The sequence below is a fragment of the Streptomyces sp. NPDC025784 genome, assembly GCF_055558435.1.
In genome coordinates, this window is record NZ_JBVHMN010000029.1 from 89,682 (window position 1) to 105,079 (window position 15,398).

General features: G+C 71.9%; 16 protein-coding genes. 10 read left to right on the plus strand and 6 right to left on the minus strand.

Going from position 1 to position 15,398, the window contains the following annotated elements:
* Window positions 1-84: 84 nt before the first annotated feature.
* Entirely contained in the window at window positions 85-843 is a 759-nt protein-coding gene (locus ACZ4IF_RS41900; RefSeq protein ID WP_095936458.1) for an LOG family protein, read from the plus strand.
* 30 nt (window positions 844-873) lie between these two features.
* On the opposite strand, the gene folP is transcribed toward ACZ4IF_RS41900, so the two are convergent.
* A complete protein-coding gene (gene folP, locus ACZ4IF_RS41905; protein ID WP_467573662.1) occupies window positions 874-1,734 on the minus strand; it encodes a dihydropteroate synthase in 861 nt (286 codons plus the stop codon).
* 152 nt (window positions 1,735-1,886) lie between these two features.
* Between folP and ACZ4IF_RS41910 the strand changes: the two genes are divergently transcribed.
* Together ACZ4IF_RS41910 and ACZ4IF_RS41915 are read left to right on the plus strand one after the other, a co-directional pair.
* Window positions 1,887-2,237 (plus strand): DivIVA domain-containing protein, encoded by a 351-nt coding sequence (locus ACZ4IF_RS41910; RefSeq protein WP_432174183.1) that lies wholly within the window; start codon window positions 1,887-1,889, stop codon window positions 2,235-2,237.
* Window positions 2,234-2,806, plus strand: coding sequence for a DNA-3-methyladenine glycosylase I (locus ACZ4IF_RS41915; RefSeq protein ID WP_467573666.1), 573 nt, complete (start codon window positions 2,234-2,236; stop codon window positions 2,804-2,806). The genes ACZ4IF_RS41910 and ACZ4IF_RS41915 overlap by 4 nt, the downstream gene beginning before the upstream one ends.
* A gap of 125 nt (window positions 2,807-2,931) precedes the next feature.
* Here ACZ4IF_RS41915 and chcB read toward each other — a convergent pair whose 3' ends face one another.
* Complete coding sequence (gene chcB / locus ACZ4IF_RS41920) at window positions 2,932-3,735, minus strand: 2-cyclohexenylcarbonyl CoA isomerase (RefSeq protein WP_095936462.1); 804 nt, start codon at window positions 3,733-3,735, stop codon at window positions 2,932-2,934.
* 363 nt (window positions 3,736-4,098) lie between these two features.
* Between chcB and ACZ4IF_RS41925 the strand changes: the two genes are divergently transcribed.
* A complete protein-coding gene (locus tag ACZ4IF_RS41925) occupies window positions 4,099-4,266 on the plus strand; it encodes a DUF3117 domain-containing protein (RefSeq protein WP_003966491.1) in 168 nt (55 codons plus the stop codon).
* Window positions 4,267-4,601: 335 nt separating this feature from the next.
* Here the strand turns inward: ACZ4IF_RS41925 and ACZ4IF_RS41930 are convergent, their stop codons facing one another.
* Window positions 4,602-5,300 (minus strand): O-methyltransferase, encoded by a 699-nt coding sequence (locus tag ACZ4IF_RS41930; RefSeq protein ID WP_467573701.1) that lies wholly within the window; start codon window positions 5,298-5,300, stop codon window positions 4,602-4,604.
* A gap of 225 nt (window positions 5,301-5,525) precedes the next feature.
* Between ACZ4IF_RS41930 and sigE the strand changes: the two genes are divergently transcribed.
* The 5 genes from sigE to ACZ4IF_RS41955 all read left to right on the plus strand — a co-directional run bounded on the left by sigE (window position 5,526) and on the right by ACZ4IF_RS41955 (window position 11,001).
* A complete protein-coding gene (gene sigE / locus ACZ4IF_RS41935) occupies window positions 5,526-6,224 on the plus strand; it encodes an RNA polymerase sigma factor SigE (protein WP_095936463.1) in 699 nt (232 codons plus the stop codon).
* Complete coding sequence (locus ACZ4IF_RS41940; RefSeq protein ID WP_467573671.1) at window positions 6,221-7,207, plus strand: anti-sigma factor family protein; 987 nt, start codon at window positions 6,221-6,223, stop codon at window positions 7,205-7,207. Before sigE ends, ACZ4IF_RS41940 begins: the two co-directional genes overlap by 4 nt.
* A 138-nt stretch (window positions 7,208-7,345) precedes the next feature.
* Entirely contained in the window at window positions 7,346-9,403 is a 2,058-nt protein-coding gene (locus ACZ4IF_RS41945) for a S1C family serine protease (protein ID WP_467573676.1), read from the plus strand.
* Between the two features lie 191 nt (window positions 9,404-9,594).
* Window positions 9,595-10,035, plus strand: a complete 441-nt coding sequence (locus tag ACZ4IF_RS41950; protein ID WP_028801975.1) for a sec-independent translocase — start codon at window positions 9,595-9,597, stop codon at window positions 10,033-10,035.
* 309 nt (window positions 10,036-10,344) lie between these two features.
* Complete coding sequence (locus tag ACZ4IF_RS41955; protein ID WP_467573680.1) at window positions 10,345-11,001, plus strand: hypothetical protein; 657 nt, start codon at window positions 10,345-10,347, stop codon at window positions 10,999-11,001.
* A gap of 221 nt (window positions 11,002-11,222) precedes the next feature.
* Here the strand turns inward: ACZ4IF_RS41955 and ACZ4IF_RS41960 are convergent, their stop codons facing one another.
* From ACZ4IF_RS41960 to ACZ4IF_RS41970, 3 genes are read right to left on the minus strand one after another with little or no spacing between them, the layout of a single operon-like run.
* The gene (locus tag ACZ4IF_RS41960; RefSeq protein ID WP_467573684.1) at window positions 11,223-12,356 is read right to left on the minus strand and encodes an Mrp/NBP35 family ATP-binding protein; all 1,134 of its coding nucleotides are present in this window, start codon (window positions 12,354-12,356) and stop codon (window positions 11,223-11,225) included.
* A gap of 44 nt (window positions 12,357-12,400) precedes the next feature.
* Complete coding sequence (locus ACZ4IF_RS41965; protein ID WP_467573687.1) at window positions 12,401-12,985, minus strand: DUF1003 domain-containing protein; 585 nt, start codon at window positions 12,983-12,985, stop codon at window positions 12,401-12,403.
* Complete coding sequence (locus ACZ4IF_RS41970; protein ID WP_467573690.1) at window positions 12,975-14,255, minus strand: magnesium transporter MgtE N-terminal domain-containing protein; 1,281 nt, start codon at window positions 14,253-14,255, stop codon at window positions 12,975-12,977. The genes ACZ4IF_RS41965 and ACZ4IF_RS41970 overlap by 11 nt, the downstream gene beginning before the upstream one ends.
* A 290-nt stretch (window positions 14,256-14,545) precedes the next feature.
* Between ACZ4IF_RS41970 and ACZ4IF_RS41975 the strand changes: the two genes are divergently transcribed.
* Entirely contained in the window at window positions 14,546-15,307 is a 762-nt protein-coding gene (locus ACZ4IF_RS41975) for a hypothetical protein (RefSeq protein ID WP_467573693.1), read from the plus strand.
* Window positions 15,308-15,398 lie beyond the last annotated feature (91 nt).

The following is a 15,398-nucleotide window of genomic DNA, read 5'->3' on the forward strand; positions in this document are numbered from 1 at the left end:
TGGATCTACGCTGGGGCGGAACGGCCTTCCCCGGTCCCCGGCTTGGACCGGGCCGGGTAAGACCCCGACGCGGAGGGAGCGGACATGGCTACTGGCAACCCCGAGGGCAAGAAGCGGCCACCGGAGGAGCAGCGGCTGGGACCGGTGCTGCGCAGGCGGGACCAGGTGCAGGCGAGCACCACGGACCAGCGGCTGCTCGACGCGGGCGGTCCGTCCGACTGGGTGCACACCGACCCTTGGCGAGTGCTGCGCATCCAGTCGGAGTTCATCGAAGGCTTCGGCACGCTGGCGGAACTCCCGCCCGCGATCAGCGTGTTCGGTTCGGCCCGCACAGCGGTGGACTCGCCCGAGTACGAGACGGGCGTCGCCCTCGGCCGCGGCCTGGTCGAGGCCGGCTTCGCCGTGATCACGGGCGGCGGCCCCGGCGCCATGGAGGCCGCGAACAAGGGTGCCTGCGAGGCGAAGGGCATCTCCGTCGGCCTCGGCATCGAGCTCCCCTTCGAACAGGGCCTCAACCCCTACGTGGACATCGGCCTCAACTTCCGGTACTTCTTCGTCCGCAAGATGATGTTCGTCAAGTACGCCCAGGGGTTCGTGGTGCTGCCCGGCGGCCTCGGCACCCTCGACGAACTCTTCGAGGCGCTCACCCTCGTCCAGACCCAGAAGGTCACCCGCTTCCCGATCGTCCTGTTCGGCACGGCCTACTGGGGCGGCCTCGTCGACTGGCTCAAGAACACCCTCATCGCCCAGGGCAAGGCCTCGGAGAAGGACCTGATGCTCTTCCATCTGACGGACGAGGTGGAAGAGGCGGTGGCCCTGGTGTCGAAGGAGGCCGGCAGGTAGCTCCCGCGGGTGGCGTGGGGGCGAGCGCCCCTACGCCAGCCCCCGCCGGGCGACCGCCGGGGCCCGGTGCCCCGCGATCGACGCCACCATGTCCAGCACCTGCCGGGTCTCCGCGACCTCGTGGACGCGGTACACCTGGGCACCCAGCCACGCCGACACGGCGGTGGTCGCCAGCGTCCCGAGCACCCGCTCCTTCACCGGCTTGTCGAGCGTCTCCCCGACGAAGTCCTTGTTGGACAGGGAGACCAGCACCGGCCACCCCGTAGCGGTCATCTCGCCCAGCCGTCGCGTCGCCTCCAGGCTGTGCCGGGTGTTCTTGCCGAAGTCGTGCCCCGGGTCGATGAGGACGGACTCCCGCGGCACCCCCAGCTCCACCGCCCGCTCGGCGAGCCCCACGGTCACCCGCAGGATGTCGGCCATGACGTCGTCGTACGCGACCCGGTGCGGGCGCGTACGCGGCTCGGCCCCGCCGGCGTGGGTGCACACCAACCCGACCCCGTACCGTGCGGCCACCTCCGCCAGCCGCGGGTCGACCCCGCCCCACGCGTCGTTCAGCAGGTCGGCCCCCGCCTCGCAGACCGCCTCGCCCACCTCGTGCCGCCAGGTGTCGACGCTGATGACCACGTCCGGGAAGCCCCGGCGGACCTCGGCCACGAAACCGACCGTGCGTCGCGCCTCCTCCTCGGCCGTGACCTCCTCGCCCGGCCCGGCCTTGACCCCGCCGATGTCGATGATCGCGGCGCCCTCGGCCACCGCCTGCTCCACGCGCGCGAGCGCCGGTTCGTCGCGGAAGGTGGCTCCCTGGTCGTAGAAGGAGTCCGGGGTCCGGTTCACGATCGCCATGATCACCGGCTCGTGCGTGCCGAATTCACGCCTGCCCAGCCTGAGCATCCCCTGTGACCTCTCCCAGTAAGTTCCGCCGATGAGCCGCCTGCGACCCTAACTGTCAGACTCGCATGGCACGATCTGACCCTGACAGTTTCAGCTTCCGTACTTCCGCGTCGGCGCGTCCGTGCCGACACCAGAGCGTGGGGACCTCAGCGATGTACATGTTCTTGTTCCTGGTCGTCGCGCTCGCCGTCGTGGTCGCCGCGGTGACCCTGTCCGTCGTGGGTGGCGGCGAGAGCGCGCCCCTGCCCGAGGCCACGCCCGAACTGCTCGCGGACCCGCTGCCCCAGGACCGGCCGGTGAACCGCACCGACGTGGACGCGCTGCGCTTCCCCGTCGCCCTGCGCGGCTACCGCATGGCCGACGTCGACGACGCGCTCGTCCGCCTCGGCGCCGAGATCTCCGAGCGGGACTCCCGCATCGCGGACCTGGAGTCCGCGCTCGCCGGCGCCCGCGCGACGCCCGGCCCCTCGCTGCGCAAGGACACCGAGGAGGACTCCCGGTGAGCGACGCACTCGCGGGCCCCGACGGAGCCCTGCGCTGCCCCTGGGCCCTGTCGACCGAGGACTACGTCGCCTATCACGACGACGAGTGGGGCCGGCCCGTCCACGGCGACGACGCGCTGTACGAGCGGCTGTGCCTGGAGGCCTTCCAGTCCGGCCTGTCCTGGATCACCATCCTGCGCCGCCGCCCCGGCTTCCGGGCCGCCTTCGCCGGTTTCGAGATCGCCAAGGTCGCGACGTTCACGGACGCCGACAAGGAGCGCCTCCTCGCCGACCCCGGCATCATCCGCAACCGCGCCAAGATCGAGGCGACCGTGGCCAACGCACGCGTGCTGGCCGACTGGGCGGCGGGCGAGCTGGACGAGCTGATCTGGTCGTTCGCCCCGGATCCGGCTGCCCGCCCCGCCCCGAGGACCCTGGCCGACGTGCCGGCCGTCACCGACGAGTCGACCGCCCTGTCCAAGGCACTCAAGAAGCGCGGCATACGGTTCGTCGGCCCGACCACGGCCTACGCGCTGATGCAGGCCTGCGGCCTGGTCAACGACCACCTGGCGGACTGCGCCGCCCGCTAGCGCCGCGGCACCAGGCAGGGCCCGGTCCCGTCCGGCACCCCGTGGATCCGGGAAGAAGCGCCGGGCGGACGGCGGGTGTGCGGGCACCGCGGCCGGCCCGTGCCGGCCGGCGGCCCCGCGCACGGTCACCGGCCCAGGTACTTGGGCTTCTCCTTGTTCACGAAGGCCTGCACGGCGATCGTGTGGTCCTCCGAGGCACCGGCCCGGCCCTGGAGCTCGTCCTCCTTCTCCAGCGCCTCGTCGAGGGAGTGGGTCAGGCCGAAGGCGAGGGACTCCTTGAGCGCGGCATAGGCGAGGGTCGGGCCCTCGGCCAGCGCGCGGGCCACCTTCTCCGCCTCGGCCCGCAGGTCCGCCGCGGGCACGACGCGGTTCGCGATGCCCAGCTCGTACGCCTCCTGCGCGGTGATGCTGCGGGGGAAGAGCAGCAGGTCGGCGGCGCGGCTCGGGCCGATGACCCGGGGCAGCGTCCAGGACATGCCCGAGTCGGCGGTCAGCGCGACCCCGGCGAAGGACGTGTTGAAGGCCGCGGTGTCGGCGACGACCCGGTAGTCCGCGGCCAGCGCGAAGCCGAAGCCGGCCCCGGCCGCGACGCCGTTCACGCCGGCGACCACGGGCTTCGCGGCACCCGTCAGGGCCCGCACGATGGGGTTGTAGTGCTCGCGCACGGTGCTCATCGTCTGCCCCGACCCCGACTGTTTGTCGGCGGCCAGCAGACCGATGTGCTCCTTGAGGTCCTGCCCGACGCAGAACGCCCGGTCACCGGCGGCGGTCAGCAGGATCGCCCGCACACCCGCGTCCGCCGCCGCGGCCTGCGCCGCGTCCCGGAGGGCGACCTTGGTCTCGACGTTCATGGCGTTCATCGCCTCGGGGCGGTTCAGCGTGATCGTCGCGAGTCCGTCGCTCACCTCGTAGAGCACGGTGTCGGCCATGGTGGGTCCTCTCCGGTGTCGCGGCTCGGTCGTACCGGTCGGTACGTCATGTGTCCGATGACAGCATGGCGGAGATCATCGACGGTGGCGCGGACCGGACATGTGACCTGCGTCAAAGAATTCCGAGCGGCGGAAGTCCATGCGGCGGCGCAGTATCGCAGGCACATCCCCGAATTGAGTGGTTTTGGTCGAGCGCGTTGCGCAAGCGATGCCGACTGATGTTGGTCATCGGGTCCTGAGATGCGGGATAATGGCCTGGAAGCAATGTGTTCGATGCCGGTGACGTGTGTCCGATGAGGGGACGTGCGTGCCCTCCATGGGGCCGTCGGCGACGATGAGCTGGTTTCAGGAAGGGGAACGAGCATGGCGGCCATGAAGCCGCGGACGGGCGATGGCCCGCTCGAGGTGACCAAGGAGGGGCGGGGCATCGTCATGCGCGTTCCGCTCGAAGGCGGCGGTCGGCTCGTCGTCGAGCTGACCCCTGACGAGGCCGACGCGCTCGGCGACGCCCTCAAGAAGGTCGTCGGCTGACGCGGAACGCGACCATACCTGTTCGTCTTCCCCGGCATCGTACGCGGTGCCGGGGAAGACGTTTTTCAGGAGCGCGGGGCCGACGTGTCGCGCCCGCTGGACGGGTGTCCTGCCAGGTCGGCGGGGTGACGAGTGGTGCATGAGCCGGTCCCGCGCGCCGGCGGGTCCTGGTGGTCCGCTCCGTCGGGAGGATCCGGCCCGGCTCCCGCCCCGGCTCTGGGCCGGGCCTCGCTTGCCGGGCCGACGCTGCGCCGTGCGTGATGGTCCGGCCGGTGGCCCGGTGGCCCGGTGGCCCGGTGGCCCGGTGGCCCGGTGGCCCGGTGGCACCGGTCCGGTCAGCGCTTGACCGCGCAGAGGAGCCCGTCGCCCACCGGCAGCAGCGACGGCACCAGGTCCTGGCTCTCGCGCACCGCGCGCAGCAGCTCACGCAGCCTGCCGACCTCCGCGGGCTGCGGCCCCGAGTCCACCGTGCGGCCGTCCGCGAAGACGCCCTCGAAGGCGACCAGCCCGCCCGGCCGCAGCAGGCGCAACGATTCAGCGAGATAGTCCAGGCACTCCAGACGGTCCCCGTCGCAGAAGACGAGGTCGTACCCGGAGTCCGCCAGCCGGGGCAGCACGTCCAGCGCGCGGCCCGGGATGAAGCGGGCGCGGTTGCTCGCGAAACCGGCGGCGCGGAAGGCCTGCCGGGCGAACTGCTGGCGCTCCGGCTCCGGGTCCACCGTGGTCAGTACCCCGTCCGGCCGCATGCCGTGCAGCAGATGAATTCCGGAGACACCGGTCCCGGTCCCGATCTCCGCCACCGCTTTCGCGTCCACGGTGGCGGCGAGCAGACGCAGCGCGGCGCCGGTGCCGGGCGACACCGAGCGCAGCCCTGCCTCCCGAGCCCGGTCCCGGGCCCAGCGCAGCGCTTCGTCCTCGGCGACAAAGGCGTCGGCGAACGCCCAGCTCGTCTGCCGGTTGCCGGTAATGACCCTCTCCTGTCCCCGTGATTGCCTCGGCGTGACTGTATCCGTTGGTGCCGGGAACCCGCAGATGGGACCAGGCGTTTAAAGGGGTGGGGAAAAAGAGCGGGGGGAAACGTGGACCAGGACGCGGAGTGGGACGACGAGCAAGTGCTGACGCAGTCGTATGAGCGCGCATCAAATTCTCGTAAAACCGCTTATCCGGAGCTAACGGGCGAGGTGGCTATGGTAGGGGCTCCACTGGACACCACCAGAGCCGACAGGGGAGGTGCGGCTGCGCCCGTGGATCGGGGAGGGGTGCTGCGGCGCCTACTCAGATCGGCGGGTGAGCCGAAATCCGTGACCGACATCGCTGACACGTTCCATGCTGCCCCGGCGCAGACCGCGACGTTCACCACCGACGCGGAGTCGCAGGCGTGGACTCCGCCCACCTGGGAGGAGATCGTCAGCACGCACAGCGGCCGGGTCTACCGCCTCGCCTACCGTCTGACGGGCAACCAGCACGACGCCGAGGACCTCACCCAGGAAGTCTTCGTCCGCGTCTTCCGCTCGCTGTCCACGTACACGCCCGGCACCTTCGAGGGCTGGCTGCACCGCATCACCACGAACCTCTTCCTGGACATGGTGCGCCGCAAGCAGCGCATCCGCTTCGACGCCCTCGGCGACGACGCGGCCGAGCGCCTGCCCAGCCGCGAGCCGTCCCCGCAGCAGGTCTTCAACGACGCGCACTTCGACGCCGACGTCCAGCAGGCGCTGGACACCCTCGCGCCCGAGTTCCGCGCCGCCGTCGTCCTGTGCGACATCGAGGGCCTGTCGTACGAGGAGATCGCCGCGACCCTGGGCGTCAAGCTCGGCACGGTCCGCAGCCGGATCCACCGCGGCCGCTCGCAGCTGCGCAAGGCCCTGGCCCACCGCTCTCCCGAGGCCCGCGCCGAGCGCCGCTCGTTCGCCGTGGCCGGAGTACCCGTGCTGGGAGGAGGGGGCGCGACCGCGTGAATGGAACCCGGCCGAATTCAGCCGAGAGGCCCGTGGCTGAGCAGCATCTGGGAGACCGCCTCTCCGCCCTGGTGGACGGAGAGCTCGGTCATGAGTCGCGTGAGCGCGTCCTCGCCCACCTCGCCACCTGCGCGAAGTGCAAGGCGGAGGCGGACGCCCAGCGTCGACTGAAGAACGTGTTCGCGGAAGTCGCCCCACCGCCGCCCTCCGAGAGCTTCCTCGCGCGCCTCCAGGGGCTTCCCGGGGGCGGCGACTCCGACAGCGGGTCACCGCTGGGCGGAGCCGGATTCGGCAGCGGCGGGCTGGCCGGAGGCGCCGGCGTCACCGGACTGTTCGGAGTGCGGGGCGAGCCCTTCGGATACGTCCCCGCCGCACCCCACGCCGATGTCCTGCCCCCCTCCCCGGGGCGTGGCTTCCGCATCCATGACGTCAGCCGCCATGAGGCCGAGCGGTCGTCCTCGCGCAGCCGCCGGTTCGCCTTCGCCGCCGCCGGCGCGGTGTCGCTGGCCGCGGTCGCGCTCGGCGGGGTGACCACCGGCATGCCCGGGGACACCACGGACGCCCGGGGCGGGTCCGGGGCCGGTAGCAATGTGACGCCGTCCCGTTCGCAGACCGCGGGAGCCGCGACGACCCCCGAGTCGCAGCGCCGCCGGTCCGTAGGTCCCCTGCTCGCGCAGGGCCAGCGGATGTCCGGCGAGAGCCCCCTGGCGCCGACCGAGGTGTCCGCACCGCTGCTGCCCGGAGTCCCCGCTCCGGACCGCGGCCAGGACGCCGTGCACACGTTGACGACACCGGTGATGGCCGGCGCCGCGGCGATGTCCCCGCTCATACGTCCGCTGACAGATGTCCAGCCGCTCGCGCTGACCACATGGTCCGCGGTCCAGGAGCTCGCCACTCCTGGCCTGCTCGCCGCCCCCGCCGCCACGTCGTCCCCGTCTTTCTCCCCGTCCCCCGCTTCCCCCTCCTCTCGTACCGCCCGCTGACCCCGCCCTCTGCGCGGCAGCCCGTGAACCTGGTTGAATCCAGGGTGAGCCGCGCCCGCACGGGAGATCCCGGGCGCGGAGTCGGCAATCTGTGGTGGCCGTGGGCGAGTTGTGCCGCGGGTCAGGTGTGGGGAGAGCATGGACGAGGGGAAGCCCACGAAGGCGAAGTGGTGGAGCAGGCCCCGGCCGTATGACGCTGGGCCCGCCGCCACCACGGATCACCACCCGGAGTCGAGCCCTTCGGACGCCATGCCCGCGCCCACGGCCCTCGATGCGAGCCTGTCCGGCGACACCGCGTCGACGGGTCCGGATGACGTCCGCGCGGCGGTTCCGCCCGGCCTCGCTGCGGGGGCCGCTGCGCCTGCCGCTGCTGCCGGTTCCGCAGCACCCGGACCGGTCGGGGACTCGGCCGTGCCCGGACCGGACGCGGGTTCCGCCGCGCCGGTACCGGTGGCGGACGGTGCCTTGGCCGGACCGGCGTCGGACGACCGTGCGCCGGATGCCGTCGCGGGTGTTCCCGCTCGGCCCGGGGCGCCGGGCGCGGCCGCGGCGGGCCGGGACGACGCCCCGGTGGACACCGCCGACGACTATGAGCTGGACCGTCCCAAGCCGCTGCACGACCCCGATCCGTACAGCACTCCGCCCTACGGCAGGCCCGGTCCCTGGGCGCCCGCTCCGCCGGTCCAGCACCCGGTGACCACGCCCGCTCACGGCACGCGCTTCCCCGCGGCGGCGCCCGTCCCGCAGGGAACGCCGGACCGAGGGGTGCCCGCACAGGCCGGTGCTCCCGCTCCGGGCGCGCAAGTCCCGGCCCAGATGCCCGCGCCCGGCCCGCAGGTCCCGGCCGGAACGCCCGCGCACGGCACACATCTGCCCGCGGGGGCACCCGTCCCGCACGGAGCGCAGGGCCCCTCCGCGCAGCCGGCCCCGCCCATGGCCCCGTACGCGGGTGGTGGCCCTCAGGACGCCGCCCAGCCGGGTCAGGCGGCCGCCCCGCACGTCCCCTGGCGGAACTACGACCCCTGGGCCGCCGCCGGAGCCCTCCAGCAGAACGGGGCCGCCGTGGCGACCGTGACGCAGCGGCGCAGGCGGGTCAGGAAGGTGCTGGTGGTCGCGGCCGTGGCGATCGCCCTCGCCTCCGGGGGCTTCGGAGGCGCCGTAGGGGCGTATCTGGAGCGCAACGGCGGCCTGGGTGGCGTCGAGCTGCCACAGGCGTCCAAGGAGGCGCCGGGGCGGGCTCCGGACAGCGTGGCGGGGATCGCCGCGCGCGCCCTGCCCAGCGTCGTCACCCTGCATGTGCGCGGTTCCGACGAGGAGGGCACCGGAACCGGCTTCGTACTGGACGGCCAGGGCCACATCCTCACCAACAACCACGTGATCGAACCGGCGGGCAGCAGCGGCGAGATATCCGTGACGTTCAGCGGGGGCGAGAGCGCCGAGGCGGAGGTCGTCGGTCACGACAGCGGCTACGACCTCGCGGTCGTCAAGGTCTCCGGCGTCAGCGGACTCGACCCCATGCCCCTGGGCAACTCCGACAACGTCCAGGTCGGGGACCCCGTCGTCGCCATCGGAGCGCCCTTCGACCTCGCCAACACCGTCACCTCCGGCATCATCAGCGCCAAGGAACGGCCCATCACCGCGGGCGGCGAGAAGGGCGACGGGAGCGACGTCTCGTACGTGAACGCCCTGCAGACCGACGCGCCGATCAACCCCGGCAACTCCGGAGGGCCTCTTCTCGACTCCAAGGCCCGCGTCATCGGCATCAACAGCGCCATCCGCTCCGCCGACAGCGGTTCCGATCTGGAGGGCGGCCAGGCCGGCTCGATCGGACTGGGCTTCGCCATCCCCATCAACCAGGGCAAGCGCGTCGCCGAGGAGCTGATCAACACCGGCAGGGCCACGCATCCCGTGATCGGAGTCACGCTCGACATGAACTACACGGGCGACGGCGCCCGGGTCGGCACGAAGGGCAACGGTGGTGGCCCGCCGGTCACCGCGGGCGGCCCCGGAGCGAAGGCCGGCATCGAGCCGGGCGACGTGATCACCGAGGTCGACGGCCGGCGTGTGCACTCCGGCGAGGAGCTCATCGTGAAGACACGGGCCCACCGGCCGGGCGACCGGCTCCGGCTGACCCTGCGGCGCGACGGCACCGAGAAGAAGGTCACCCTGGTGCTCGGTTCCGCCGGCGGGGACTGACACGAACGTCACAGCCGGAGGCAATTTCCCAGCTCCGAAGGGCAAACATCACGGAAAACCCGCCGTGTACATGAACTCGGAAGCCCCGGGACAGTTCCGGACGGACGGGGTCGACAGGTACCGTGGACCCGGCCCGGACCACGGAAGACCTGCCGAGGGCCGAGGACCGAGGACATCGCAAGGAGCATCAGGTGTTCAATGACATAGGACCGCTGGAGCTGGTGACGCTCGTCGTCCTCGCCGTGCTCGTCTTCGGTCCGGACAAGCTCCCGAAGATGATCCAGGACGTCACTCGGACGATCCGCAAGATCCGCGACTTCTCCGAGAGCGCCAAGGCGGACATCCGCGACGAACTCGGCCCGGAGTTCAAGGACTTCGAGTTCGAGGACCTCAACCCCAAGACGTTCATCCGCAAGCAGCTGGACAATGACGAGCTGGGGCTCAAGGAGATCCGTAACGGCTTCGACCTGAAGAAGGAGATGGCCGAGGTCACGGACGCTGTGCACGGCCGCGACTCCGACCACTCCTCGTCGTCCTCCGGTGGCGCGAGCGGTGGCTCCGTCGACATGACCAAGAAGCGCGAGAAGCTCGACCCGGACGAGCGCCCGCCCTACGACGCGGACGCCACCTGAGCCGTCACGGCGCCGCTTGACGGGCCGTACGGCCCTTCGGTGGATCCGCGGCCCCGCGGCACCGCGACCGGGCCGTACGGCCCCCGTGACCGGGCCCCTGAGGCCCGGTACCCGCGCTCGGCACCCGGCCACCCTTGCGTGGGCGTGCCCCGCGCGCCTGAATCAGGCGCGTAAGCGGCCCACGCGCCGGGCGGTTTCCCTGCTGCTCCGATCGGGGTGGCTATGCTGCCGAGTTGTTGTGCGGACCGACAAGGACGCCCGAGGGGGGCGGGCCGCCCGGTCCGACGAGAGCGAGGAGGCGTCCGGCAGATGGAGACGACAAGTCGGGTAGGCGCGCAGGCGTCGGCCGCGGAGGGCGGACAACACGTCCCCTCCGCCCGGCGTACGGTCGACGGCTACCTGCTGGCGCCCTTCCCTTGGTACGGCCTAGACGAGGCGTTCACGGGCTCGCGCTGGCTGATGCAGGTCGGTACGTCGGCGGACGGTGCCGTCGAGTACGGTTCCATCGGGCACGGCGACGAGCCCACGGTGCGCAGTGAGGCGACGGAGGACAAGGAGCGGTTCGCCGTCGTCGTCACCGTCGCGGCCAGCCCCGACCGTCGCAGCGCGGACGGCACGGGGCTGCTGGAGGCCACCTCGGTGTCCTCCGCGGCCTGGCTGGCCGGTGTGGGGCTGCTGTCCTTCACCTGGCCCGGCCAGATGGACCACAGCCTGCGCGACAACTGGCTGGACCAGCAGACCGAGACCGCGTGGGTCCTGGCCGACGACCTGAACGGGTCCGACTGGTCCACGCTGTCCCTTCCCGTGGACGGCGTGCCGACGTCCTTCCACTACCGCGAGTCCGAGTTCGGCTGGGTGCTCGCGGGATCCACCCGGGAAGGCGTCCACGTGGGCGCGTACGGGCGGGGGATGAGTGCGTACGGGCTGGGGTTCGCGATGATCAAGGACATCGGCGCGTACGCCTAGCCGGCGGTTCTACGAAGAAGGGGGCGCCGTCCTGGTGGGCGGCGCCCCCTTCTTCGTGTTCCTGGGGTGCTCTCGGTGCGGGTGTCGTCCGCGGGGCGGTGGGGGCTGGGCGCGCAGTTCCTCGCGCCCCTTGCGGGGTGCTTCCGTGGGCGTGTTGTCCGCCGGTGGGTGGGGGTTGCGCACGCAGTTCCTCGCGCCCCTTGCGGGGCGCTCGGGCTGGATCAGAACTTGTTTCGGGGGGTGATGCCCAGGGACATGCCCGACAGGCCGCGCTGGCGGCCCCCGAGCTTGCCGGCGATGGAACGCAGGGCGGAGCCGGCCGGGGAGTCGGGATCGGAGAGGACCACCGGCCTGCCCTCGTCGCCGCCCTCGCGCAGGCGGACGTCGATCGGGATGGAGCCGAGGACCGGGACCGTGGCGCCGGTCGTGCGGGTCAGGCCGTCGGCGACCGTCTGGCCGCCGCCCGTGCCGAACACGTCGACCATCTCGCCGCAGTGCGGGCAGGGCAGTCCGGACATGTTCTCGACGACGCCGACGATCTTCTGGTGGGTCTGGACGGCGATCGAGCCCGCCCGCTCGGCCACCTCGGCGGCGGCCTGCTGCGGGGTGGTGACGACCAGGATCTCCGCGTTCGGGACCAGCTGGGCGACGGAGATCGCGATGTCGCCCGTGCCCGGCGGGAGGTCCAGGAGCAGGACGTCCAGGTCGCCCCAGAACACGTCCGCCAGGAACTGCTGGAGGGCGCGGTGGAGCATCGGACCGCGCCAGACCACCGGCGCGTTGCCCGGGGTGAACATGCCGATCGAGATGACCTTCACGCCGTTCGCCGACGGCGGCATGATCATGTTCTCGACCTGGGTGGGACGGCCGTCCGCGCCGAGCATGCGGGGCACCGAGTGGCCGTAGATGTCGGCGTCGACGACACCGACCTTGAGCCCGTCGGCCGCCATCGCCGCCGCCAGGTTCACGGTCACCGAGGACTTGCCGACGCCGCCCTTGCCGGAGGCGACCGCGTACACACGGGTCAGCGAGCCCGGCTTGGCGAACGGCACCTCCCGCTCGGCCTGGCCGCCGCGCAGCGCGGACGCCAGCTCGCGGCGCTGCTCGTCACTCATCACGTCCAGGGTCACGTCGACACGCGTGACGCCCTCGACGGCCGAGACCGCGTCCGTCACGCTCTTCGTGATGGTCTCGCGCATCGGGCACCCGGAGACCGTCAGGTACACGGTGACCGCGACCGCGCCATCCGCGCCGATCTCCACCGATTTGACCATCCCCAGCTCGGTGATGGGTCGCTGGATCTCGGGGTCGTTCACCGTCGCCAGTGCTTCGCGCACCGCGTCTTCCGTAGCCATAGACAAGATGGTACGGCGACGGGCCCGGGGCCCGGAAAGCCCCGTCACCGGTCGTCTACGTCACGTCCGCCGGACCGTTCTGCCGGGAATACGACCTGCCCGTCGCCGTGATGGTCCTCCAGGTCCTTCATCAGGTCCTGGAGTTCCGAGCGGATCCAGTCGCGGGTGGCGACCTCGCCGAGGCCCACACGCAGCGAGGCGATCTCCCGTGTGAGGTATTCGGTGTCCGCGATGGACCGCTCGTTCTGCTTGCGGTCCTGTTCGAGGTTGACCCGGTCGCGGTCGTCCTGCCGGTTCTGGGCGAGCAGGATCAGCGGGGCGGCGTAGGAGGCCTGGAGCGACAGCATGAGCGTCAGGAAGATGAACGGGTAGGTGTCGAAGCGCAGGTCGGTCGGTGCGAGGACGTTCCACGCCACCCACATGATGATGACGACGGTCATCCAGACGATGAACCGTCCGGTGCCGAGGAAGCGGGCGATCCGCTCCGAGAGGCGTCCGAAGGCCTCCGGGTCCCATTCGGGCACCAGCCGACGGCGCGGCGGCTTCGGCTGGTCGAGCCGCGTGCGGGGCCGGGTGGTGGCGGTGGCCCCGGAGACGACCCGCTCGCGGTTCTCGCGCTCAGGCGCCATGGGGGGTCCCCTCGTCGGTGAGGTGGAACTCCGTCTCCCGCCAGTCGTCCGGCAGCATGTGGTCCAGCACGTCGTCCACGGTCACCGCGCCGAGGAGCGAGCCGCTCTCGTCGACGACGGGCGCCGCGACCATGTCGTACGTCGCGAAGAAGCCGGCGACGACGGGCAGCGCCGCGTCCGGGTCCAGCGGCTGGAGGCCGTCGTCGACGAGCGAGCCGACGAGGGTGAACGGCGGGTCGCGCAGCAGCCGCTGGAAGTGGACGGTGCCCAGGTACTTGCCGGTGGGGGTCTCGTCCGGCGGGCGGCACACGTAGACCTGGGCCGCGAGCGCGGGGGAGAGGTCGGGGTTGCGGACCCGGGCGAGCGCGTCGGCGACCGTCGCGTCGGGCCGCAGCACGATGGGCTCGGTCGTCATGAGGCCGCCCGCCGTCCGCTCGGCGTAGGCCATCAGGCGCCGTACGTCGGCCGCGTCGCCGGGCCGCATCAGCGTGAGCAGCCGTTCCACGTCAGCCGCGGGCAGCTCGGCGAGCAGGTCGGCGGCGTCGTCCGGATCCATCGCCTCCAGCACGTCGGCCGCGCGCTCCTCCTTGAGCTTGCCGAGGATCTCGATCTGGTCGTCCTCGGGGAGCTCCTCCAGCACGTCGGCGAGCCGGTCGTCGTCCAGCGCGGCGGCGACCTCGCCGCGCCGCTTCGGGGACAGGTGGTGCAGCACGTTGGCCAGGTCGGCGGGGCGCAGCTGTTCGAAGGTGGCGAGCAGACTCTCGGCGCCCTGCCCGTGCTCCTCCAGGGAGAAGCCGGTGACGGCGGACCACTCGACGGTCATCGTCTCGCCCTTGCTGCGCCGGAAGGCGCCGACGCGGCCCCTGCGCACGAAGACCCGGTCGATCTGCCATTCCCGCCGGGCGGGCAGCTGCTGGATCGACACGTCGAGCACGGTCACCTCCTCGCCGGTCTCCTCCAGGCGTACGCGCCGGTCGAGCAGTTCGCCGAAGATGAGCCGTTCGGTGGGCCGCTGCTCGAAGCGCCGTACGTTGAGGACGCCGGTGGTGATGACCTGGCCGGACTCGATACCGGTCACCCGGGTCATGGGCAGGAAGATGCGGCGGCGGGTGGACAGCTCGACGACGAGGCCCAGCAGCCTGGGCGGGCGCCGCCCGACGCGCAGCATGGCGACGATTTCCCGCACCCGGCCCACCTGGTCGCCGTTCGGGTCGAAGACGGCGACGCCGGCGAGGTGCGAGACGAAGATCCGCGGGGCGCCTGCGGCCATGCCCGCGCCTCCTTGTCTGCGTACGGGGGCGTACGCGATCTCCGGCCGACTCCTTCGCGCGGCGGACCCGGGGCGGCCGGGTGGGCGGTGTGCGCGCAGGTACCAGGTCTCCATGCGCCCGCGTACGCCCGTTCCGTCCCGTTGTGTCCCTGCTGGTGGGCTTCAGGCTAGCCCGTCCAGGTCGGATACGCCCTGGTGAGCGGTCCGGACGGACTGCCTCCGCCCGTGGTGCACGGCACCGGTACGCTGCCGTACGCCGCGAAGGACCCCGCACGAGAGGCACCCCACCTGTGACTGCAATTCCCCAGGGCCGCACCCGCAGGGCCGCACTGGTGAGCGCCGCGTGCGCACTGGCCGTGTCGGGCATGGGGCTGACGGGGTGCGGCGGCGGCGAGGACCCGGACGCGGGCACGAACGGGGTCGGCAAGCTGCCCGCCGCCACCATTCAGGCGAAGACGCGGAAGGCTGCCGAGGCGGCGGACACCGTGCGGCTCTCGGGAAGCGTGGTGTCGGGCGGGACGACGTACACGCTCGACATGCGCCTCAAGTCCGACGGCGGCACCGGCTCGGTGACCGCGAAGGGCGCGACGTTCCGGCTGCTGCGTGTGGGCGCGCACCTGTTCCTGAAGGCCGACGCCGAGTTCTGGACCCAGCAGGACGCCAAGGGCGGCAAGTCCTCGGCGGACAGCGCGGCCGCCAAGAAGCTGGAGGGCATGTACGTCAAGGTGCCGACCGGCGACCCCGCCTACAAGCGCTTCAGCGGCTTCACCGACAAGGACGTCCTCCTCGAAGGCCTGCTCACCCTGCACGGCAAGCTCGCCACCGACGGACACTACGAGCAGTCGGGCATCCGTACCATCCGCATCACCGGCGACAAGGGTGCGGGCGGCACGCTCGACGTCTCCTTGAAGGGCACCCCGTACCCGGTCCGCCTGGTCCGTGCCGGCAACGCCGGCACCCTCAGGCTGACCGACTGGGGCAAGGACTTCGCGCTCGAGGAGCCGACGAAGAAGGAGACGGTGGACTACGGGCAGCAGCTGCCCACGTCCTAGACGAGTAGTTCCAATTGCGGGGTTCACGAACGGAGGGAGGGTGTCCAACATCGGGTTGTGACGACCGATTTAGACACCCTCTTGACGGCAC